The organism is Acidovorax sp. FJL06 (assembly GCF_003852545.1).
In the GTDB taxonomy this organism is placed as follows: domain Bacteria; phylum Pseudomonadota; class Gammaproteobacteria; order Burkholderiales; family Burkholderiaceae_C; genus Acidovorax.
Genome location: NZ_QAJR01000027.1, coordinates 16,379 through 36,298, shown reverse-complemented (window position 1 = coordinate 36,298; position 19,920 = coordinate 16,379). Strand labels below are relative to the sequence as shown.

The 19,920-nt window shown below is 67.6% G+C and carries 18 protein-coding genes; 7 read left to right on the top strand and 11 right to left on the bottom strand.

From position 1 onward, the window contains the following. Window positions 1-31: 31 nt before the first annotated feature. From DBV10_RS15535 to DBV10_RS15510, 6 genes are read right to left on the bottom strand one after another with little or no spacing between them, the layout of a single operon-like run. Entirely contained in the window at window positions 32-1,483 is a 1,452-nt protein-coding gene (locus DBV10_RS15535) for an aldehyde dehydrogenase (protein WP_124514518.1), read from the bottom strand. A 52-nt stretch (window positions 1,484-1,535) separates the two neighbouring features. Then, complete coding sequence (locus DBV10_RS15530; protein ID WP_124514517.1) at window positions 1,536-2,246, bottom strand: ABC transporter ATP-binding protein; 711 nt, start codon at window positions 2,244-2,246, stop codon at window positions 1,536-1,538. Then, complete coding sequence (locus DBV10_RS15525; protein ID WP_124514516.1) at window positions 2,243-3,007, bottom strand: ABC transporter ATP-binding protein; 765 nt, start codon at window positions 3,005-3,007, stop codon at window positions 2,243-2,245. The genes DBV10_RS15530 and DBV10_RS15525 overlap by 4 nt, the downstream gene beginning before the upstream one ends. Beyond that, the gene (locus DBV10_RS15520) at window positions 3,000-3,941 is read right to left on the bottom strand and encodes a branched-chain amino acid ABC transporter permease (RefSeq protein WP_124514515.1); all 942 of its coding nucleotides are present in this window, start codon (window positions 3,939-3,941) and stop codon (window positions 3,000-3,002) included. Before DBV10_RS15520 ends, DBV10_RS15525 begins: the two co-directional genes overlap by 8 nt. After that, on the bottom strand, window positions 3,938-4,816 hold the full coding sequence (locus DBV10_RS15515; RefSeq protein WP_124514514.1) for a branched-chain amino acid ABC transporter permease: 879 nt from the start codon (window positions 4,814-4,816) through the stop codon (window positions 3,938-3,940). Before DBV10_RS15515 ends, DBV10_RS15520 begins: the two co-directional genes overlap by 4 nt. Window positions 4,817-4,820: 4 nt before the next feature. Beyond that, window positions 4,821-6,014, bottom strand: coding sequence for an amino acid ABC transporter substrate-binding protein (locus DBV10_RS15510; RefSeq protein WP_124514513.1), 1,194 nt, complete (start codon window positions 6,012-6,014; stop codon window positions 4,821-4,823). Between the two features lie 225 nt (window positions 6,015-6,239). On the opposite strand from DBV10_RS15510, the gene DBV10_RS15505 reads away from it, so the two are divergent. Continuing rightward, window positions 6,240-7,208 (top strand): helix-turn-helix domain-containing protein, encoded by a 969-nt coding sequence (locus DBV10_RS15505; RefSeq protein ID WP_124514512.1) that lies wholly within the window; start codon window positions 6,240-6,242, stop codon window positions 7,206-7,208. Between the two features lie 197 nt (window positions 7,209-7,405). On the opposite strand, the gene DBV10_RS15500 is transcribed toward DBV10_RS15505, so the two are convergent. Next, window positions 7,406-7,795 carry an Hsp20/alpha crystallin family protein gene (locus tag DBV10_RS15500; RefSeq protein WP_124514511.1) on the bottom strand — a complete coding sequence of 130 codons (390 nt, stop codon included), beginning with the start codon at window positions 7,793-7,795 and terminating at the stop codon, window positions 7,406-7,408. A 93-nt stretch (window positions 7,796-7,888) separates the two neighbouring features. On the opposite strand from DBV10_RS15500, the gene DBV10_RS15495 reads away from it, so the two are divergent. Further along, entirely contained in the window at window positions 7,889-9,238 is a 1,350-nt protein-coding gene (locus tag DBV10_RS15495; protein ID WP_124514510.1) for a branched-chain amino acid ABC transporter substrate-binding protein, read from the top strand. Between the two features lie 43 nt (window positions 9,239-9,281). Here the strand turns inward: DBV10_RS15495 and mltB are convergent, their stop codons facing one another. The 4 genes from mltB to DBV10_RS15475 form a co-directional block, all read right to left on the bottom strand. Then, window positions 9,282-10,364: a lytic murein transglycosylase B gene (gene mltB / locus DBV10_RS15490; protein ID WP_124514509.1), complete on the bottom strand. Its 1,083-nt coding sequence runs from the start codon at window positions 10,362-10,364 to the stop codon at window positions 9,282-9,284. A gap of 9 nt (window positions 10,365-10,373) precedes the next feature. Continuing rightward, window positions 10,374-12,422 carry a DUF3488 and transglutaminase-like domain-containing protein gene (locus DBV10_RS15485; protein WP_124514508.1) on the bottom strand — a complete coding sequence of 683 codons (2,049 nt, stop codon included), beginning with the start codon at window positions 12,420-12,422 and terminating at the stop codon, window positions 10,374-10,376. A 118-nt stretch (window positions 12,423-12,540) separates the two neighbouring features. Further along, a complete protein-coding gene (locus tag DBV10_RS15480) occupies window positions 12,541-13,575 on the bottom strand; it encodes a DUF58 domain-containing protein (RefSeq protein WP_124514507.1) in 1,035 nt (344 codons plus the stop codon). Window positions 13,576-13,718: 143 nt separating this feature from the next. Further along, the gene (locus tag DBV10_RS15475) at window positions 13,719-14,639 is read right to left on the bottom strand and encodes a MoxR family ATPase (RefSeq protein WP_124514562.1); all 921 of its coding nucleotides are present in this window, start codon (window positions 14,637-14,639) and stop codon (window positions 13,719-13,721) included. Between the two features lie 59 nt (window positions 14,640-14,698). Here DBV10_RS15475 and DBV10_RS15470 point away from each other — a divergent pair, with 59 nt between their 5' ends. From DBV10_RS15470 to DBV10_RS15450, 5 genes are all read left to right on the top strand, one after another. Beyond that, window positions 14,699-15,652, top strand: a complete 954-nt coding sequence (locus tag DBV10_RS15470; RefSeq protein WP_199740119.1) for a histone deacetylase family protein — start codon at window positions 14,699-14,701, stop codon at window positions 15,650-15,652. A 160-nt stretch (window positions 15,653-15,812) separates the two neighbouring features. Next, window positions 15,813-16,604, top strand: a complete 792-nt coding sequence (locus tag DBV10_RS15465; RefSeq protein ID WP_124514506.1) for an enoyl-CoA hydratase — start codon at window positions 15,813-15,815, stop codon at window positions 16,602-16,604. An 11-nt stretch (window positions 16,605-16,615) separates the two neighbouring features. Beyond that, a complete protein-coding gene (locus DBV10_RS15460) occupies window positions 16,616-17,956 on the top strand; it encodes a mechanosensitive ion channel family protein (protein ID WP_124514505.1) in 1,341 nt (446 codons plus the stop codon). A 216-nt stretch (window positions 17,957-18,172) separates the two neighbouring features. Next, window positions 18,173-18,922, top strand: coding sequence for an electron transfer flavoprotein subunit beta/FixA family protein (locus DBV10_RS15455; RefSeq protein WP_124514504.1), 750 nt, complete (start codon window positions 18,173-18,175; stop codon window positions 18,920-18,922). Next, on the top strand, window positions 18,923-19,855 hold the full coding sequence (locus DBV10_RS15450) for an electron transfer flavoprotein subunit alpha/FixB family protein (RefSeq protein WP_124514503.1): 933 nt from the start codon (window positions 18,923-18,925) through the stop codon (window positions 19,853-19,855). Window positions 19,856-19,920: the final 65 nt, after the last annotated feature.

The window sequence follows — 19,920 nt, the reverse complement described above, 5'->3', positions numbered from 1 at the left end:
AGAAAGCGCTAGCAGCTCTCTTTTTTGATTTTCAGAACGGGTAGTGGCGTGGTGTGGTCTGCACCGTGATCCAGCGCAGCTCCGTGAACTCGCGCACCCCCGCCATGCCGCCAAAGCGGCCGTAACCCGAACTCTTCACGCCCCCGAACGGCATCTGCCCCTCGTCATGCACCGTGGGCCCGTTCACGTGGCAGATGCCGGACTCGATGCGCGCCGCCACGTTCCAGGCCTTGGCCACGTCGCGGCTGAACACGGCGGAGGACAGGCCGAACTCGTTGTCGTTGGCGCAGGCAATGGCTTTCTCCACACCGTTCACGCGCACCACGGGCTTGACCGGGCCGAACGATTCCTCGCGGTAGATCAGCATCTCGGCCGTTACGTGGTCGAGCACCGTGGCCTGCATCAGCGTGCTGTCGCTCTTGCCGCCGCAGACCAGCGTGGCGCCCTTGGCCAGTGCGTCGTCGATGAGTGCATTGCAGCGCTGCACCGTGGCCATGTCCACCACCGAGCCCAGCACCACCGGGCCCTTGCGCGGGTCGCCCAGGGGCAGGGCCTTGGCGCGTTCGCCGAGCTTGGCCACGAACTCGTCGGCCACGGTGTGGTCCACGATGATGCGTTCGGTGGACATGCAGATCTGGCCCGAGTTGGCGAATGCGCCAAACACGGTGCCCGCCACGGCGGCGTCGATGTCGGCGTCGTCCAGCACCAGCAGCGGGGCCTTGCCGCCCAGCTCCAGCACCACGGGCTTGAGGTATCTGGCGCAGGTCTGTGCAATGATGCGGCCCACCTTGGTGGAGCCCGTGAAGTTGATGCGCCGCACGGCCGGGTGGGCCACGATGGCCTCGACCACGGCGCCCGCATCGGCCGGGGCATTGGTCACAAAGTTCACCACGCCGGTAGGCAAACCGGCTTCCTGCAGGGCTTCAATGATCAGGCCGTGGGTGGCGGGGCACAGCTCTGATCCCTTGAGGATCACCGTGTTGCCGCAGGCCAGTGGTGTGGCGATGGCGCGCACACCCAGGATGACGGGTGCGTTCCACGGCGCGATGCCCAGCACCACGCCTGCCGCCTGGCGCACGCCCATGGCCAGGCTGCCGGGCACGTCCGACGGGATCACCTCGCCGGCGATCTGCGTGGTCAGGGCCGCGGCCTCCTGCAGCAGGCCGGCGGCCAGGTGCACGTTGAAGCCGGCCCACAGGCCCGAGGCACCGGTCTCGGCCGCCATGGCGGCGGCAAAGGCCTCGCCCTTGGCTTCGAGCGCATGCGCCGCCTTGAGCAGCAGCGCACGGCGCGCATTGGGTCCCAGGGCCGACCAGGCCGGGAAGGCCTTGGCCGCAGCGTCGGCGGCGGCCACGGCATCGGCCACGGTGGCGGCGGGCGCGGTGGTGGCCACGGACCCGTCCAGCGGGTTGCGGCGCTCGAAGGTGGCGCCGCCGGTGGCCTGCACGCGCTCGCCGTTGATCAGCATGGAAATGGCAGTCATGGAATGTCTCCTGGATGAATAGGAAAGAAAAGTCGGATGGGGTGTGGGACGCTCAGGCAACGCCCAGGTAGGCCTGGCGCACGGCGTCGGACTGCAGCAGGGCCGATGCCTCGCCCGAGGCCACAATGCGCCCGCGCTCCAGCACATAGCCGCGCTGGGCCACCTGCAGCGCCTTGCGCACGTTCTGCTCCACCATGAGCACGGTGACGCCTTGTGCGGCGATGCGTTGCACGATGCTGAGCAGTTCATCGACCATGCGTGGCGCCAGGCCCAGCGAGGGCTCGTCCAGCATCAAGAGGCGCGGGCCGCTCATCATGGCGCGGGCCACGGCCACCATCTGCTGCTCGCCGCCGCTCATGGTGCCGGCCAGCTGCTGGGCGCGCTCCTTGAGGCGCGGAAAGTCCTCGAACGCCTGGGCCAGGCGCTCGGCGCGCACGCGTGCTGGCACCAGCCAGCCGCCGAGCTCCAGGTTCTCGGTCACCGTCATCTGCGGGAACAGCTGGCGGCCCTCGGCCACCAGGGCCAGGCCGCGCTGCACGCAGGCTGTCGCATTGAGGGCCGGCACGGCCTGGCCGTCGAGCTGCACCTGGCCCTGGCGCGGCAGCAGGCCGGCCAGCGCCTTGAGCAGCGTGGTCTTGCCGGCGCCATTGGGGCCGACGATCACCGTGATGCCGGGCCGGGCTTCGAGCGACAGGTCCTGCAGCACCTGAAAGCCGTTGTAGCCCGTGACCAGCCCTTGTACCGTGAGGTGTGCGCCGCTCATGCTGTGGCTCCTTCGGGTGTTGCCTGTGTGCCCATCTCATCGCCCAGGTAGGCCTCGATCACCTCCGGGTTGCGCACCACCTCGGCGGGTGTGCCGTCGGCGATCTTGCGGCCCTGGTGCAGCACCAGCACGCGCTCCACGTATTGGAGCAGCGTGGTCACCGCATGCTCGATCCACACCACCGTGAGGCCCCAGTCGTCGCGCAGGCGGCGGATGCGTTGGGCCATGGCGTCGACCTCGGCCTCGGTCAGGCCGGCGGCCACCTCGTCGAGCAGCAACAGGCGCGGGCGTGTGCCCAGGGCCATGCCGATCTCCAGCAGGCGCTGCTGCGAGGGGGTCACGTCGGCGGCAGGGCGGTCGGCCAGGGTGGAGAGGCCCAGCAGGGCCAGGATCTCGTCCTCGCTGCGCAGGCCCACGGGCCCCTGGCGGTGGCGGCCCGCGAACTGCATGCCAAAGCGCACGTTGTCGCGCACCGTCATGTCCGGGAACACGCGCGGCGTCTGGAAGGTGCGCGCGATGCCATGGGCCGCATAGTGGTGCGGGCCCTTGCCGGTCAGGTTGTCGGCACCGCAGTGCAGCGTGCCCGAGGTGGGGGGCTGCACGCCCGAGATGGCGTTGAAGAAGGTGGTCTTGCCCGCGCCGTTGGGGCCGATGATGCCGATGAGTTCGCCCGCGTGCAGCGTGGCGCTCACGCCGTCCACGGCGGTCAGCCCGCCAAAGCGCACGGTCACGTTGTCGATGGTCAGCAGGGCTTCAGACATGGCCGGCCTCCGTTGCATGCGTGGCCGTCCGCTTGCGCTGCCACAGCGTGGCCAGGCCATTGGGCAGGTACATCACGCACAGGATCAGCAGCAGGCCCAGCACCATCATGTAGCCATAGGGCAGCTGCAGGCGCAGTGTTTCGGCCAGCAGGCTGAAGACGATGGCCGCGAGCACCGGCCCGCCGATGCTGGCCGCGCCGCCGATCAGCGCGATCAGCACCGTCTGGAAGCCGATGAAGGGGCTGAACACGGCGGCCGGCTCGATGTAGGTCCAGCGCACGGCCATGGCCGCGCCCACGGCGCCCGCAAACGCGGCCGTGATGCCGAAGCCCGCGATCTTGGCCAGGCGCGTGTCCACGCCCAGGGTCTGGGCGCGCTGCTCGTCGGCGCCGATGCCCGAGAGCGCCAGGCCGAAGCGGCTGCGCTGGACGGCAATGGCCGTGGCAACGGCGGCCGCCGCGATCAGCAGCACCGTGAGGTACACCGTCTCGTTGCTGGGCACCACGGTGAGCACGCGGCCCACGGTGCCCGAAACCTGCTTTTCGACAAAGGTCACTGCGTGGCGGATCAGCTCCGTCATGCCGAAGGTCAGCACCGCGAAATAGGTGCCGCGCAGGTGCAGCACGGCGGCCCCCATGACCACGGCCACCACGGCGGCGATCAGCGCACCGGCCACGATCACCAGCGGCCAGGGCAGGCTGCCCAGCAGCGTGGCGCTGGCGTACGCGCCGATGCCGAAGAAGGCCGAGGTGGCCAGCGACAGGTAGCGCGTGGCCCCGCAGAACAGCGACCAGCTGGTGGCCAGCGCGATGTACATCAGGCAGCTGAGCAGCACCGAGGCCACGAACTCGGACACCAGCCAGGGCAGGGTGCCGACCACGGCCGTGCCCGCTGCCAGCGCGAACCAGGGCTTGTTGGAATGGAGAGATTTCATTTTTTGGAAAAGAGGCCGTTGGGGCGCCAGATGAGCACGCCGATAAAGACTGCGTAGCTCAGCAGCATCTTGAGCGAGGGGCTGCTGAAATGCATGCCCAGGGCCTCGACCACACCGAGCAGCAGGCCCCCTGCCAGGCTGCCCGCCAGGCTGCCGAAGCCACCCAGCGTGATCACGATCAGCGCCGTCACGGTGTAGGGCTCGCCCATCGAGGGGGAGATCTCGTAGGTCATCGACAGCAGGGCCCCCGCCACGCCCGACAGGCCCAGGCCAATGCCGAACATCATGGGGTGCAGGCGCCGCGTGTTGATGCCTACCAGCTGCGCCCCCGTGGGCGACTGCATCAGCGCCCGCACGGCCTTGCCCAGCAAGGTGAGCTTGAGCAGCGCGATCAGCGCGGCCGACAGCGCCAGCGCCACGCCGAACAGCACCAGCTTGTTCTCGGTGAAGCGCATGCCTGCGATCTGCACCGGGTCGGCCAAGTACTCGTAGCCGCGCAGGTCGCCACCCCAGATCAGCAGGGCGGTGTTCTGCACCAGGAACATGAGGCCAAAGCCCACCATCAGGCTGCGCGCCTCGAACACGTCCACGTTCGGCGCGCGCGCCGCCAGGCGTTTGAAGCACAGCGCATGCACCGCCACGCCCAACACAAACAATGCGACAAAAGCCAGCGGCATGAGCAGCAGCGGCGAGATGCCCCACAAGGTGTGCGCCGTCCAGGTGAGGAAGGCGCCCAGCATCAGGAACTCGCCATGCGAGATGTTCATGATGCGCATCAGCCCGTACTGCAGGTTCAGGCCCATGGCCACCAGCGCGTAGATGCCGCCGGTAATGAGGCCACTGGCGACCAGTTCGGCCCAGGAAGTCAGAGACACTTTGTTATTTCCAGGCTGGTTTGGAGGTGCTCAATTGCGCCGTGGCGCGCTCCTTGGGCCAGACCACCTCGAAGTCGCTGCCCTGCCACTGGCTCACGGTGCCGGGGATGGATGCGTTCTCGCTGCCCTGGAAGCGGATGCCACCCAGGATGGTTTGGAACTCGTTCTTGGCGATGTGCTCGCGCAGCGCCTTGCGGTCCAGGCCCACCTTCTCCACGGCCTGCTGCAGGATCTGCAGGCCTGCCCAGGCGTGGCCGCTGGCCCAGCGGTCGGGCTCCTTGCTGAACTTCTTCACGTGGGCGTCGAAGTAGGCCTTGGCCTCGGGGCTGGTCTTCACGCTCCACGAACCCATGCCGATCACGCCTTCGGTGTTGGCGGCCATCACGTTCTTGTACAGCTGGAAGGCCGTGCCCACCGAGGCGTAGAAGAACTTGGGGTTCAGGCCCACCTCGCGCGCCTGGCGGCTGGCCAGGATGGTGTCGGGCGGGTAGGTGATGCCGATGAAGGCGTCGGGGTTCTGGTCCTTGATGCCGCGCAGCACGGGGGCCAGGTCCTTCACGCCCAGCGGGTAGCTCTTGCGCTCCACCACCTGGATGCTGGTTTTCTTGAGCGCGTTGTTCAGCGCCGCGAAGTTCTCCAGGCCAAACAGGTCGTCCATGTAGACGATGGCAATGGTCTTGACGTTGTTGGCCACCAGCATGTCCACCAGCGCGCCCATCATCTTGTCGGGCTGCTGCAGCAGCGAGAAGAAGTAGGGCAGGTTCATGTCGATCAGCTTGCGCGACAGCGCCGTGGGCGCTAGCAGCGGGTAGCCAAAGCGGTTGGCCAGCGGTGCGATGGCGAAGTTGGCGCCCGAACCCCAGGGCGGCAGGATCAGGTCCACCTTGTCGCTGCCCATGAGCTTTTCAAACGTGCGCACGCAGGTTTCGGTTTCGCTGCGGTCGTCGTAGCCGATGAGCTCGATGGGGCGTTTGGTACCTTTCACGCTCAGGCCACCCGCCGCGTTCACCTGCTCGGCCCACAGCAGGTAGTTGGGCTCCTGGCTGACCTGGGCGCCCGCGGCCCAGGGGCCCGTGCGGGCGATGGCGTAGCCGATGCGCACGGGGCCCGACTGGGCCAGCAGGTGGGGGGCGACCGACATGGCGCCCACCGTGGCGGCCATGCCCTTGATCCATTGGCGTTTGGATTGTTGAACCATTTTTCTGTCTCCTCGGATGGGCAGCCCGCGCAGTGCAGGCCGTGCCCGGATCGTAGGAAACCCCCGCGTTGGCTGCTGCGCTGAGCGTGCACAAAAGCCTTGTCCCAGCGTGCAGGCGGCAGCGGGTTTACCCGGATTTCCGTGCGGGCCCGAGGAATAGGGGTGCGGCCGATAATCCGGCCAGGACAGGCGGCACCGTCTGCATGCCGACGACTGGAGACACCCATGGCCCACACCTTGACCGAGGTATCCACCGACACCGTGGCACCGCGCGACCGCCTGCACCTGTGGGGCGATGCGGTGTGGCGCCTCATTGGCGGGCTGGAGTCCGATGCCTTCGGCGACGAGGCCTTCGCAGGCCACATCACCTCGGGGCAGGCGGGCTACGTCAACCTGTGCCAGCTCGATGTGAGCCGCCACCGCGTGGTGCGCACGCCCAGCCTCATCCGCGGCAGCGACCGGGCCTACATCAAGGTGGTGGCGCAGCTGCAGGGGCGCGCCTGCTTCGAGCAAAACGGGCGGCAGGTGTGGCTGTCACCGGGCGAATGGAGCGTGTACGACACCACCCGCGCCTACGCCGTGAGCAACCCCGAGGCCGTGCGCCAGATGGTGCTGATGATCCCCAAGGAGCAGTTGCCCGAGCGCAGGCTCAAGCTCGATGATCTGATGGTGCAGCGGTTTTCAGGCACCACGGGCGTGTCGCGCCTGGCATGGGACACCATGCGCGCCGCTTTCACCGAGCTGCCCAGCATGTCCGACGCTGCGGCCGATGGTGTGGCCGACGTGATCACGCACCTGGTGCAGCTGTCGCTGCTGGAGCGCAACGGGCAGGAGAGCGCCGTGTCGCAGCGCGAGGCGCTGCGCGACCGCATCACCCAGTACATCGACCGCCACCTGGGCGACCCCGAGCTCACCATCGACCGCATCGCACAGGCCCTGAACTGCAGCAAGCGCCACCTGTACAACGCGGTGGCCGACGAGCAGGACACCCTGGCCGCCATGATCCAGCGCCGCCGCCTGGAGGCCTGCCTGCGCGACCTGCGCAGCCATGCCCACGCGCAGCGCTCGGTGACGGACATCGCGCTGTCCTGGGGCTTCAGCAACAGCGCCCATTTCAGCCGCGTGTTCCGTGCGCATGTGGGATGCAGCCCCAGCGAGTACCGGGCACGGACTGTTCCGGCCCTCACGCATTGATCTTGACGGGAATCCCAAAAAAAGCGCCCCTGCCATTTGCGGCAGGGGCGCTTTTTATTCAATGACCAGAATAGAACGGAACAAAACAAAACCGTTCACGCGGAGCTGGTCGAAGCGTCGCGCAAGGCTTCGACCAGCGCAGCCCGAACGGTTTTTGTTTGGGGTGCTTGTCTTGTGAAGTTCAGTGCGCGCGGGCTTTAGTGGATCGCGAGCGTGGTGGCCTTGCTCACGGGTTCCAGCTTGGCCAGGGTCAGCGTCAGCACGCCGTTTTCCAGTTGGGCGCTGCTGTTGGCGGCATCGATGTCGGCCGCCAGCTCCCAGGCGCGCTGCACCTGGCGTGGGGCGCCTTCCACGCTGGACAGGCGCACCTGGTTGCCTTCGATGCTGATCGAGAGCTGCTCGCGGGCCAGGCCCGGCACATCCAGCTGCAAGGTGGTGGTCTTGTCGTCCTGGGTCACGGAGCAGCCCGCAGAGCGTGCGGCCACGGGCTCGGCCAGCGCGCCCATCAGAAAACGCTGCAGCGCGAGGTCGGCGGAACGGGGGGCCTGGGCATAAGCGGCGCGGCGGATCACAGGGGCGAAGATCATGGGTAACTCCTATAAACTGCGCGGCTCTCGACGTGGTCGCCGCATGCCAAGGAGTTGTGTACGGCTGCGTCGCTTTTCAAGGGAAAAAGTGGCATGAATAAATTGCAATTCGTGGGCTTGAAAAAGGGCGCAGCGGCATTACGTCAACCGGTTTTGGCTATTGCCACCGCACTGGTTTGCGCTTTTGCGCCCTTGTCCGCCAGCCATGCCCAGGGGGCCCCCGGTGGCACTGCTGCGACAGCGCAGGCCAGGCCGGTGAAAGTGGCGCTGATTGAAAGCCTGTCGGGCGCGTTCGCCAACACGGGCGAAGCGGTCTACCGCAACGTGTACTGGGCGATGGAGCGTGTGAACGCGCGCGGCGGCGTGCAGCTGCCCGCCAGCAGCGGCGGCCCCCGCCCGTTGGCCCTGGAGCGCTACGACAGCAAGGGCCAGAACGAAGAGGCACTGTCGGCCTTGCGCGCGGCCATCGACGACGGCGCGCAGGTCATCTTGCAAGGCAACTCGTCGGCCACCGCCGCCGTGCTGATCGAGGCCATCAACAAGCACAACGAGCGCGAGCCGGGCAAGCGCGTGATCTTCCTGAACTACTCGGCGGTGGACCCCATCCTCACCAACGAGAAATGCAGCTTCTGGCACTTCCGCTTCGATGCCCATGCCGACATGCGCATGGCCGCGCTCATGGAGGTGATGCGCGAAGACAAGGCCATCAAGAGCGTCTACCTCATCGGCCAGGACTACAGCTTTGGCCAGGCCGTATTGCGCGAAGCGAAGAAGCAGCTGGCCGCCCAGCGCCCCGATGTGGCGGTGGTGGGCGAGGAGCTGCATCCCATCGGCCGCGTGAAGGACTTTGCTCCGTACGCCGTCAAGATCAAGAGCAGCGGCGCGCAGGCCGTGGTGACCGGCAACTGGGGCAACGACCTGACGCTGCTGGTGAAGGCCGCGCGGGATGTGGGCTACGAGGGCAGCTTCTACACCTTCTACGGCAACGCCCTGGGTGCGCCCGCTGCCATCGGTGATGCAGGCATCGGCAAAGTGGTGGCGGTGGCCGACTGGCTGCCCAACGTGCCGGGGGCGCAGAGCGAGGCGTTCTACCAGTCGTTCCGCACACGTTTCCCCAAACCGCAGGACGACTACGTGCACATGCGCATGCAGCTCATGGTGGAGGCGCTGGCCCAGTCGATCGAGCGCGCGGGCAGCACCGACACCGTGGCCATTGCGCGGCAAATGGAAAGCGCCAATGTGCAGCTCTCCGGCCAGGGCGGCAGCATGCGCGCTGCGGACCACCAGTTCCAGCAGGCGCTGGTGGTGGGCGTGATGGACAAGAAGGGCGCACCGGGCGTGAAGTTCGATGTGGAAGGCTCGGGCTACGGTTTTCGCGTGGTGCGGCAGATCGCGGCTGCCAAGGCGCAGCAGCCGCACAGCTGCCAGATGCAGCGCCCCTGAGAGCTGCGATGACCGGCGCTGCAGGTGTCGCAGCGCCAGTGCCTCATTGGGCCCCGTTGCGTGCGGCCGCCACCTCCCGCCCCAGTTCGATCACCGCCATCGCGTAGTAGCTCGACCAGTTGTAGCGGGTGATGGCGTAGAAGTTCTCGGTGCCTGCCACGTAGCTGGGCGCATCGCCGCCGTTCTGCAGCTCCACCAGTGCGAGTGGACCGGTGTGCTGCACGCCTGCGGCGTCGAGCACGGCGCCCAAGGCCCGCATGCTGGCCACGCTGAAGGTGGGCAGGATGTCGGGGGCCAGCAGGTCGTCGAGCTGCAGCCGGCCGGTGTCGAACTGCACCCCGAAGTGCGTGGGCATGCCCGGCGTCCAGCCGTGGCCGCGAAAGTAGTTGGCCACCGAGCCGATGGCGTCGGCTGGGCTGTTGAACAGGTCCACCCGGCCGTCGCCATCGAAGTCGATGGCGTAGCGCACCCAGCTCGACGGCATGAACTGGCCCAGGCCCATGGCCCCGGCGTAGCTGCCGCGCGGCTCGAAGGGGTCGGTGTTGCTGCGGTTGGTGAGGCTCAGGAACTGCTCCAGCTCGCGGCGGAAGAATTCGGTGCGCTCTTGGGCGCGCGGGTGGGCTGCAGGGAAGTCAAAGGCCAGCGTGGCCAGCGCGTCCATCACGCGGAAGTTGCCCATCTGCTGGCCGTAGATGGTCTCTACGCCGATGATGCCCACGATGATTTCGGCGGGCACACCGTATTCGCGCTCGGCCCGCTCCAGCGCCGCCTGGTTCTGCTGCCAGAAGCGCACGCCTGCGCGGATGCGGATCGGCTCCACAAACCGGCTGCGGTACACGCGCCAGTTCTTGGCCTGGCCCTTGGCGGGCGGCAGCATGAGCTTGGGCACCTGGGGCAGGAAGTGCGCCTGGCCAATCGCCTGGCGCACCCATTCGCGGTCCAGGTCGCGGCGTGCGGCCAGGTCGTCGGCAAACTGCAGGGCCTCGGGGCGCGCGGCGTAGAGCACGGCACTTTTTTGTTTGGAGGCGGTGGGTTTCGCGTTTTTTTGCGGGCTAGCGCCTGCTGGTATTGCGCTGGCAGCTATCAAAGCGATAGCTATCGTGATGGATCGAAGTCTCTGCTGCATGTACGGGGGTCAGGGTTTGGGCGCGGGAGGCCAGGGCAGCGTGCGGAACTCGCGCCGCAGGCTGCTCCATTCGGTTTCGGGGTGGGGGGCATAGCGCAGGCGTTCCAGGCGCAGCAGCCAGTCGGCCACGGGGGTGGCGGGGGCGCCGAATTGTGCCTGCACCCGCTGGGCCATGGCGCGGGGTGGCAGGGTGGGGGGCAGCACCAGCCCGGCGCGCGCCAGGCGCTGGCGTGCGCGGGCCAGCAAGCGCAGCCAGGGGTCGTGTTGGCTGCGCTCCCACAGGCTCCAGGCCATGCCGCCCAGGGCGGCCACGATGATCAGGATGCCCAGCACCGTGGTCAGGTCCTGCCAGCTGGGCGATTCAAAGCCCAGGGATTTGAGCAGGTCGAGCTGGCGGCTTTGGGTGTAGTTGAGCACCCACTGGTTCCAGCTGTTGTTGACGGCTTCCCACACCGCGCGCAGGCTTTGTGCCAGGCCGGGGCTGATCACCGTGCCCATGGCCGCTGCCAGCGCGCCCTGGGGCGCGCGCAGCCGTTCAAACGCCCCGGTGCGCCCGGGGGCCACGGCGCTCGTGGGGTCGATCCGCACCCAGCCGCGCCCGGCCAGCCAGACTTCGGCCCAGGCATGGGCGTCGCTCTGGCGCACTGTCCAGAGGCCGTCCACGGGGTTGCGGTCGCCGCCCTGGTAGCCGGTGACGATGCGCGCGGGAATGTCCAGCGCACGCATCAGCACCACGAAGGACGAGGCGATGTGTTCACAAAACCCCTGCTTGCGGTCAAACCAGAACTCGTCGGCCGTGTGCTGGCCGTACACACCGGGCTCCAGCGTGTAGGTGTAGCCGCCAGTGCGCAGGCGCGCAAGGGCGGCGTTGACCAGGGCTTCGGCCCTGTCCTGGGCAGGGCGGGGCGTGATCTCAGGGGCGTTCTGCATCTGCTGGGCCAGCGCCAGCGTGCGGGGGTTGAAGCCGGTGGGCAGTTCGGCGTAGGCGCGCAGGCTGGGGGTTGGGGCGCCGGGGCCGTGGGTGAACTGGGGGTAGCTCACGGCCTTGTAGCGGGCCACGTCGGTGATGGGGCGGCTGGTGAGCCACTGCAGGTCCTGCGTCATGAACGTGTCCATGCCGGCGATGGCGGGTTTGTCCACGGCGGCATCGAGCAGCAGCAGCCAGGGTTGCTGGTGGGGCTCCAGCGTCACTTCGTAGCGCACGGGCTCGCCCCGTACCTGCAGGTTGGCAGAGGTGCTGCCGCGCGAGAGGGGGATGTCGCCGGTGCGGGCAGAGAGCGGATGCCATTCGCTGCCGTCAAAGGCCCCGAACACCGGGCCGCGAAAGTACAGCTCGCTTTGGGGGGGGGCGCCACCGCCGGGGTTGTCAAAGCGCACGCGCATCGCCACGCTGTCGTCCAGCGCCAGCTCGGCGATGTTGCCCACCTTCATGACGCCTGACAGCCCGCTGCGCCCGGCCATGGTGTCGCTGGGCATGCCCCACAGCGGCGCCATGCGCGGGAACAGCATGAACAGCGCGGCCATGATGGGCGCACCCAGCAGCGCCATGGTGCCGGCCGTGCGCAGCGTTTGCGCCAGCGGTGGGCGGCCCACGGGCATGTGTGCATTGACCAGGGCCGCCAGGAGCCCGAGCAGTGCCACCAGCATGGCAGCGGCGGTGAACAGCGACTGCGAAAAGAAGAAGTTGCTGAGCATCGTGAAGAAGCCCAGGAAGAAGACCACCATGGCATCGCGCCGCGCCCGCAGCTCCAGCGTCTTGAGCGCCAGCAGCATCACGATCAGCGTCACGCCCGCGTCGCGGCCCAGGATGGTGCGGTGTGTGTACAGCGTGCCGCCCACGGCCAGGATCAGCGGGATGGCGAGCACCCAGCGCGTGGGCAGGGACCGGCCCTTCCAGGCCAGCCAGCCACGCCACAGCAGCAGGCCGCCCGCCAGCAGGCTGGCCCAGGCCGGCAGCGCGTTCACCTGCGGCGCAATCACCCAGGCGATCACGCACAGCAGAAACAGCGTGTCGCGGGCGTCGCGGGGCAGGGCGTGGAGGGTTTGGCGCAGGGTCATGGCAAGGCGGAGTGCGCCAGGGGCTGGAGGGCTGAATTGCTATCGAATGAGTAGCTGCTTGCGCTGATGGGGTGAGCGCAAGAGGCCATTCTGATACTCAAAGCATTCGAAGAGGGTGTCAACACAGGGCCAGCGCCTCCAGGCAGCGCTTGCGATGGGCGGGGCCGGTGTCGGGGGCGATCTCGGTGCCGGGCAGGCGCAGGCCATAGTCCAGGCCCAGCCGGTCGGCCTGCAGCACCCAGGCCGTCAGGCGCGAGACGCGGGCTTCGTGGTCGGGCAGGGCGGCGCGGGCCAAGTCCAGCCACAGCTCATGCCGCTGGGTCCGCTGGGCGTCGCGGCTGACCAGGTCGTCGGTACCGGTGGCCAGCGACTTGGCGGCTTTTTTCCACACCACGAGCTTGAGCGGGTCGCCGCGCCGGTAGGCCCGCACGCCGTCGAACTCGCCAATGCCTTGCGATGGGGCGCTGCTGGTGCCGCCCGCACGCGGCTCGCCCGGGGGCAGGGGCTGCGGGGGCACCTCGGGCGCGGGGTAGACCAGCACCTCGGAGGCTGGGCGCCAGTAGGTCCAGACGCGGAAGGTGCCCAGCGGAAACCGCGTCTCGGCCGTGAGCGTGGGCACGCGGTGCAGGCCCCGGCGCGCGGGGCGGAAGGCCACCTGCACGCTGGCCTGCCCCTGGGCGGGCACATCGGTCCATGCCCAGTGGTGCTCGGCCTTGCCCGTGCCATGCACAGCCAGCGCAATACCGTAGCGTGGCGACTTGCGTTCGCTGGACAGTTGCAGTTCAAACGCCGTGCTCGTGCCCATGAAGTGGGGCTCGGGCGCTTTCAGGTGCAGCGTGAGGCCGCGCAGGTTGGCGTGGCAGATGTGCATGCCCACCACGGCGCTGCCTGCTAGCAAAAAGGTGAGCAGGTAGCCCAGGTTGAGCTGGTAGTTGATGGACGCCACCAGCAGCACGACCAGCGTGAGCGCCAGCATCCAGCCCGAGCCGGTGGGCAGGATGTAGACGTTGCGCTGGGTGAGCTGCAGGGTGTCGCTCAAAGGCAGGCGCGCCTGCCACCAGTTCTGGAAGCGCTTGCGAAAGGGCGCCAGCGGGCTCAGCCGGGCGAGGGCAGTACGCCAGGGGGCGGTGGGGTTGGCGGAGACGGATGTCATCTCAGGGGGTCATGGTGATATGTGTCGTCCACAGTCATCCACACTGGCGCAGTCTCGGCGAGGGACGCCAAGCAAGGGCCGCCCCGCAGCGAGGGCGTCGTCCCCCCTGGGGGAAGGCGCGAAGCGACTCAGGGGGGCTTCATTCATGGCAGGGGCACGGCATCGACCATGGCGCGCACCTGTTCCACCGCACCCCGCCCGGCCTCACCCACGGGCACGAGGCGGTGGGCGATGGTCTGGGGCAGCACGGCCTGCACATCGTCGGGCGCCACGTAGTCGCGCCCTTCGACCAGTGCCTGGGCCTTGGCGGCACGCAGCAAGGCAATGCCCGCGCGGGGGGACAGGCCTTGCAGGAACCAGCGGCCCGAGCGCGTGGCGGCGATCAGGTCCTGCACATAGTTCAGCAACGGGTCGGCCGTGTGCACGGCCTGCACCTGGCGCTGCAGCTCGGCCAGTTCTTCGCCCGACAGCAGGGGCAGCAGGCTGCTCACCATGTCGCGCCGGTCGGCGCCCGACAGCAGCAGGCGCTCGGCCGCGCGGTCGGGGTAGCCGATGGAGATGCGCATGAGGAAGCGGTCGAGCTGCGACTCGGGCAGCGCAAAGGTGCCCAGCTGGTCGTGCGGGTTCTGCGTGGCGATCACGAAGAAGGGGTGGGGCAGGGCGCGGGTCTCCCCCTCCACCGAGACCTGCTTTTCCTCCATGGCTTCGAGCAGCGCGCTTTGGGTTTTGGGGCTGGCGCGGTTGATTTCGTCGGCCAGCAGCACCTGGGCAAACACCGGGCCGGGGTGGAACACAAAGGCCTCCTTGCCGCGCTCGTACACCGACACGCCGGTCAGGTCGCTGGGCATCAGATCGGCGGTGAACTGCACGCGCGAAAACTGCAGGCCGAAGGTGTGCGACAGCGCGTGCGCCAGCGTGGTCTTGCCCACGCCCGGCACGTCTTCGATGAGCAGGTGGCCGCCCGCCAGCAGGCAGACCACGCAGTCCTGCACCTGGGCCTGTTTGCCCACAATCACCGTGTTAAGCTGGTCCAGAAGCGATTTGATCTTGTGCTGGGCATTCATTGTCATGGCGCGACGTTATCCGAAAAACTGCGAAAAATGCGATACGCGGGGACAAGACTGTGAGCAAGACGGGCTATTTCACCCACCGGGATTGTTGGAAGCACGAGATGGGCCCCGGGCACCCCGAATGTCCTGAACGGCTCGATGCCATCGAAGACCGTTTGCTGGTCACCGGCGTGGCCGATGCGCTGGAGCGCTACGAGGCCCCCGAGGCCTCGCTGGCCGACATCGAGCTGGCCCATGGCCGCATGCACATTGCGGCGCTGCGCGGCCTGTCGGACCGGCTCAACGAAGAGCTGATGGCCGGTGGCCCGAGCTACGCGCAGATCGACACCGACACCTCCATCAACGCCCACACCTGGAAGGCCTCGCTGCGCGCCGCCGGGGCCGCATTAGCGGCCACGGATGCGGTGATGGCGGGCGAGGTCGAGAACGCCTTTTGCAGCGTGCGCCCGCCGGGCCACCATGCCTGCCGCGACAAGGCCATGGGCTTCTGCTTTTTCAACAACGTGGCGGTGGCGGCCAAATATGCGCTGCAGCGCTACAACCTGCAGCGCGTGGCGGTGGTGGACTTTGACGTGCACCACGGCAATGGCACCGAGGACATCCTGGCCGGCGACCCGCGCGCGCTCATGGTGAGCATCTTCCAGCACCCGTTCTACCCCTACAGCGGCGACCAGGACCCGGCCCCCAACATGGTGAATGTGCCGGTGCCGGCCTACACGCGGGGCATGGACATCCGGGAGATCATCGAGATGATGTGGATGCCCCGGCTGGAAGCCTTCAAACCCGAGATGATTTTTGTGAGCGCGGGCTTTGACGGCCACCGCGAGGACGACATGGGCCAGCTCGGCCTGACCGAGCAGGACTATGCCTGGATCACCCAGCGCGTGAAGGACGTGGCGCGCCGCTATGCCAAGGGCCGCATCGTGTCCTGCCTGGAAGGCGGCTACGTGATGGGGCCGCTGGCGCGCAGTGTGGAGACACACCTGCGGGTCTTGGCGGACTTGTGACCAACCCCCTGAGCGGCTTCGCCGCTTCCCCCTTCTCTGGCATCGCGGCGCGATGCGGAAGGGGGACGCCGCCAGCGCGGCGGGGCGGCCCTTGCGCGGCGGCCCTCGCCTGAGCCGTGCCAGTTTCAGTCGGCGTGCAGATGGCTGACAGGAGCAAACTATGACGACAAAGAACTTCGATGATGTGCTGACAACCACCCGCGACGCCCGTGGCGTGGTCACCCTGACCCTGAACGACCCCGCCCGCTTCAATGCGCTGGGCAGCGAGATGCTCTCGGCGCTGCAGCAGGCTCTGGACGCAGCCGGCCGTGACGAGTCGGTGCGCGTTGTGGTGCTGGCGGCGGCGGGCAAGGCCTTTTGCGCGGGGCACAACCTCAAGGACATGGCCGCCCATCCCGACCTGGCGTACTACCAGCAGTTGTTTGCGCAGTGCAGCCGCATGATGCTCACGATCCACAAGCTCAGCGTGCCCGTGATCGCGCGTGTGCAGGGCATGGCCACGGCGGCGGGTTGCCAGCTGGTGGCGCAGTGCGACCTGGCCGTGGCGGCCGACAGCGCCAGCTTTGCCACCAGCGGCATCCACTACGGTCTGTTCTGCGCCACGCCCAGCGTGCCCCTGGTGCGCAACGTGCCCGCCAAGCGGGCGATGGAGATGCTGCTGACGGGTGATTTCATCGACGCCCCCACGGCGCTGGCCCAGGGCCTGGTCAACCGTGTGGTGCCGGCCGAGGCGCTGGACGCCGAGGTTGAGCAACTGGTGCAGTCCATCCTGCAAAAGCCCCGCGTGGCCGTGGCCATGGGCAAGGCCCTGGTGTACCAGCAGCGCGAGCTGGGCATGGATGCCGCGTACCAGCTGGCCGGCCAGGCCATGGCCGCCAACATGATGGATGAGGCAGCGCAGGAAGGCGCGCGCGCCTTCGCCGAAAAGCGCCAGCCTGGCTGGAAGCGCTGAGGGCCCGCGCGATGACAATGGCAATCGACAAGCCGATGCTGGACGACGTGGGCCTGTGGGTGCAGGCCTTTTTGAGCCCCACGGTGCTGGTGGAGCTGGCGGCCCTGGCGGGCTGCGTGGCCCTGGCCTGGGGGCTGGTGGCGCTGCTGCAGCGCGGGCTGCACCGGGGCGATCCGCGCTCCATCCTGTTCGGGGTGCGGATCGTGGATGGCGCGCTGTTCCCTCTGGTGCTGCTGGGCCTGGCCTATGTGGCGCGCACCGCGCTGCACCACTGGATGGCGCTGGCGGCCTTCAAGGTGGCCATTCCGGTGCTGGTGGCGCTGGTGGTGATCCGCATCGGCGTGAAGGTGCTGCAGGTGGCTTACCCCCAGGCTGCCTGGGTGCGGCCCATCGAGCGCACCATCTCCTGGCTGGCGTGGCTGGGCATGGTGCTCTGGGTCACGGGGCTGCTGCCGTTGGTGCTTGACGAACTGGACCAGATCCACTGGAAGGTCGGTGGGGCCACGCTGTCGGTGCGCACCATGATCGAAGGTGCGTTGACGGCGGGTGCCGTGTTGCTGATCGCGCTGTGGATTTCCGCGGTCATCGAGGCGCGCCTGCTGCGCTCGGCCACCGGGGCCGAACTGTCGCTGCGCATGGCCGTGAGCAATGCCGTGCGCGCGCTGCTGGTGTTCGTGGGGCTGATGATGGCGCTGTCGGCTGTGGGCATCGACCTGACGGCGTTGTCGGTGCTGGGGGGCGCCGTGGGTGTGGGCATCGGTTTTGGCCTGCAGAAGCTCGCGGCCAACTACGTGAGCGGCTTTGTCATCCTGGCCGAGCGCAGCATGCGCATTGGCGACAACGTGCGTGTGGACAACTTCGAGGGCCGCATCACCGCCATCAACGCGCGCTACACCGTGGTGCGCTCTTCCACGGGCCGTGAATCCATTGTGCCCAACGAGATGCTGATCACCCAGCGGGTGGAAAACCTGTCGCTGGCCGATCCGCGCGTGTGGCTGTCCACCGTGGTGAGCGTGGGCTACAACAGCGACGTGGACCTGGTTACGCGGCTGCTGGCCGAGGCGGCCCACGCGAGCAGCCGGGTGCTGCACGAACCCGCGCCCAGCGTGGCGTTGTCGGCGTTTGGCGCCGATGGGCTGGAGTTCACCGTGGGTTTCTGGATTGCCGACCCCGAGAATGGCGCTTTGGGCCTGCGCTCGGAGATCAACCGTGCCATCCTGAGCGCCCTGCGCGCCCACCAGATCGAGATTCCCTACCCCCAGCGCGTCATGCATGTGCAGGTCGAAGGGGGGCGGACGGCGGCCTTTCCACCCGGCGCTCCGGCCGCGCCAGTGGCAGCCCCTGTGCGCTGAGTGCTCCCTGCAGCCCCGGGGCAAGGTGCCGCAGGCGACAACAAACACTGGACAGCTGCCCCGCGCACTCGCCTATAATCGACAAAAAGCACGATCGTTCTTTTTTGATCGTGAAGTCTCTGCCCTGGCCCTGTAGCACTTTCGTTGCAGTGCGGCATAGAATGTTCCAGTTTACGTAAACGTCAATTCAACCAACTCTCTCTAGGAGCCGCAGCAATGAAGGTCTTGGTCCCTGTCAAGCGCGTGGTGGACTACAACGTGAAGGTCCGCGTCAAGTCGGACAACACGGGTGTGGACATCGCCAACGTGAAGATGAGCATGAACCCCTTTGACGAAATCGCCGTCGAAGAGGCCGTGCGCCTGAAAGAAAAAGGCCTGGTGACCGAAGTCATCGCTGTCTCCTGCGGCGTGGCCCAGTGCCAGGAAACCCTGCGCACCGCCATGGCGATTGGCGCCGACCGCGCCATCCTGGTCGAGACCGACGTTGAACTGCAGCCCCTGGCCGTGGCCAAGCTGCTCAAGGCCCTGGTGGACAAGGAACAGCCCCAGCTCGTGATCCTGGGCAAGCAGGCCATCGACGACGATGCCAACCAGACCGGCCAGATGCTGGCGGCCCTGGCCGACCTGCCCCAGGCCACCAATGCCAGCAAGGTGGACCTAGCTGCCGACAAGGTCAACGTGACCCGCGAAATCGATGGTGGCCTGGAAACCCTGGCCCTGTCGCTGCCCGCCGTCATCACCACCGACCTGCGCCTGAACGAGCCCCGCTACGTCACCTTGCCCAACATCATGAAGGCCAAGAAGAAGCAGCTGGACACCGTCAAGCCCGAAGACCTCGGCGTGGACGTGGCGCCCCGCCTCAAGACCCTGAAGGTCAGCGAACCCGCCAAGCGCGGCGCTGGCGTCAAGGTGGCCGACGTGGCTGCCCTGGTCGAGAAACTCAAGAACGAAGCGAAGGTGATCTAAATGTCGGTACTCGTTATTGCTGAACACGACAACGCATCCATCAAGGGCGCAACCCTGAACACCGTGACGGCCGCAGCCGCTTGCGGTGGCGACGTGCACGTGCTGGTGGCCGGTCACAACGCAGGCGCCGCCGCCGCTGCCGCTGCCCAGATTGCCGGTGTGAGCAAGGTCATCCACGCCGACGCCGCCGGCCTGGCCCATGGCCTGGCCGAGAACGTGGCCGCGCAAGTGCTGGCCATTGCGGGCAACTACAGCCACATCCTGTTCCCCGCCACCGCCAGCGGCAAGAACATCGCCCCCCGCGTGGCGGCCAAGCTGGACGTGGCCCAGATCAGCGACATCACCAAGGTGATTGCCGCTGACACCTTCGAGCGCCCCATTTACGCGGGCAACGCCATCGCCACCGTGCAGTCGGGCGACGCCGTGAAGGTCGTCACCGTGCGCACCACGGGCTTTGACGCCGCAGCCGCCACCGGCGGCAGCGCCGCCGTCGAAACCGCCGCTGCGGCCGCCGATGCGGGCAAGAGCAGCTATCTGGGCAGCGAAATCGCCAAGAACGACCGCCCCGAACTGACCGCCGCCAAGATCATCGTCTCCGGTGGCCGTGCGCTGGGCAGCAAGGAAAAGTTCGACGAAGTCATCACCCCCCTGGCCGACAAGCTGGGCGCTGCCATCGGCGCGAGCCGTGCTGCGGTGGACGCGGGCTACGCCCCGAACGACCTGCAAGTGGGCCAGACGGGCAAGATCGTCGCCCCCCAGTTGTACATCGCGGCCGGTATCTCGGGCGCGATCCAGCACTTGGCCGGCATGAAGGACTCCAAGGTGATCGTGGCGATCAACAAGGACCCCGAAGCCCCGATCTTCAGCGTGGCCGACTATGGCCTGGAAGCCGACCTGTTCACGGCCGTGCCAGAACTGGTCAAGGCGCTGTAAGGCACCACACCGGCATCAACGCCCCAAAAGGCATCGCTTGCGATGCCTTTTTTTTGAGTCGTTTT

Coding starts and splice junctions, on each gene's coding strand:
- DBV10_RS15475 (WP_124514562.1), bottom strand. CDS start 14,639: ATGAATGCCCAGCACAAGATCAAATCGCTTCTGGACCAGCTTAACACG.
- DBV10_RS15525 (WP_124514516.1), bottom strand. CDS start 3,007: ATGTCTGAAGCCCTGCTGACCATCGACAACGTGACCGTGCGCTTTGGC.
- DBV10_RS15530 (WP_124514517.1), bottom strand. CDS start 2,246: ATGAGCGGCGCACACCTCACGGTACAAGGGCTGGTCACGGGCTACAAC.
- DBV10_RS15495 (WP_124514510.1), top strand. CDS start 7,889: ATGAATAAATTGCAATTCGTGGGCTTGAAAAAGGGCGCAGCGGCATTA.
- DBV10_RS15485 (WP_124514508.1), bottom strand. CDS start 12,422: ATGACCCTGCGCCAAACCCTCCACGCCCTGCCCCGCGACGCCCGCGAC.
- DBV10_RS15510 (WP_124514513.1), bottom strand. CDS start 6,014: ATGGTTCAACAATCCAAACGCCAATGGATCAAGGGCATGGCCGCCACG.
- DBV10_RS15480 (WP_124514507.1), bottom strand. CDS start 13,575: ATGACATCCGTCTCCGCCAACCCCACCGCCCCCTGGCGTACTGCCCTC.
- DBV10_RS15505 (WP_124514512.1), top strand. CDS start 6,240: ATGGCCCACACCTTGACCGAGGTATCCACCGACACCGTGGCACCGCGC.
- DBV10_RS15455 (WP_124514504.1), top strand. CDS start 18,173: ATGAAGGTCTTGGTCCCTGTCAAGCGCGTGGTGGACTACAACGTGAAG.
- DBV10_RS15450 (WP_124514503.1), top strand. CDS start 18,923: ATGTCGGTACTCGTTATTGCTGAACACGACAACGCATCCATCAAGGGC.
- DBV10_RS15460 (WP_124514505.1), top strand. CDS start 16,616: ATGACAATGGCAATCGACAAGCCGATGCTGGACGACGTGGGCCTGTGG.
- DBV10_RS15465 (WP_124514506.1), top strand. CDS start 15,813: ATGACGACAAAGAACTTCGATGATGTGCTGACAACCACCCGCGACGCC.
- DBV10_RS15500 (WP_124514511.1), bottom strand. CDS start 7,795: ATGATCTTCGCCCCTGTGATCCGCCGCGCCGCTTATGCCCAGGCCCCC.
- DBV10_RS15535 (WP_124514518.1), bottom strand. CDS start 1,483: ATGACTGCCATTTCCATGCTGATCAACGGCGAGCGCGTGCAGGCCACC.
- DBV10_RS15520 (WP_124514515.1), bottom strand. CDS start 3,941: ATGAAATCTCTCCATTCCAACAAGCCCTGGTTCGCGCTGGCAGCGGGC.
- mltB (WP_124514509.1), bottom strand. CDS start 10,364: ATGCAGCAGAGACTTCGATCCATCACGATAGCTATCGCTTTGATAGCT.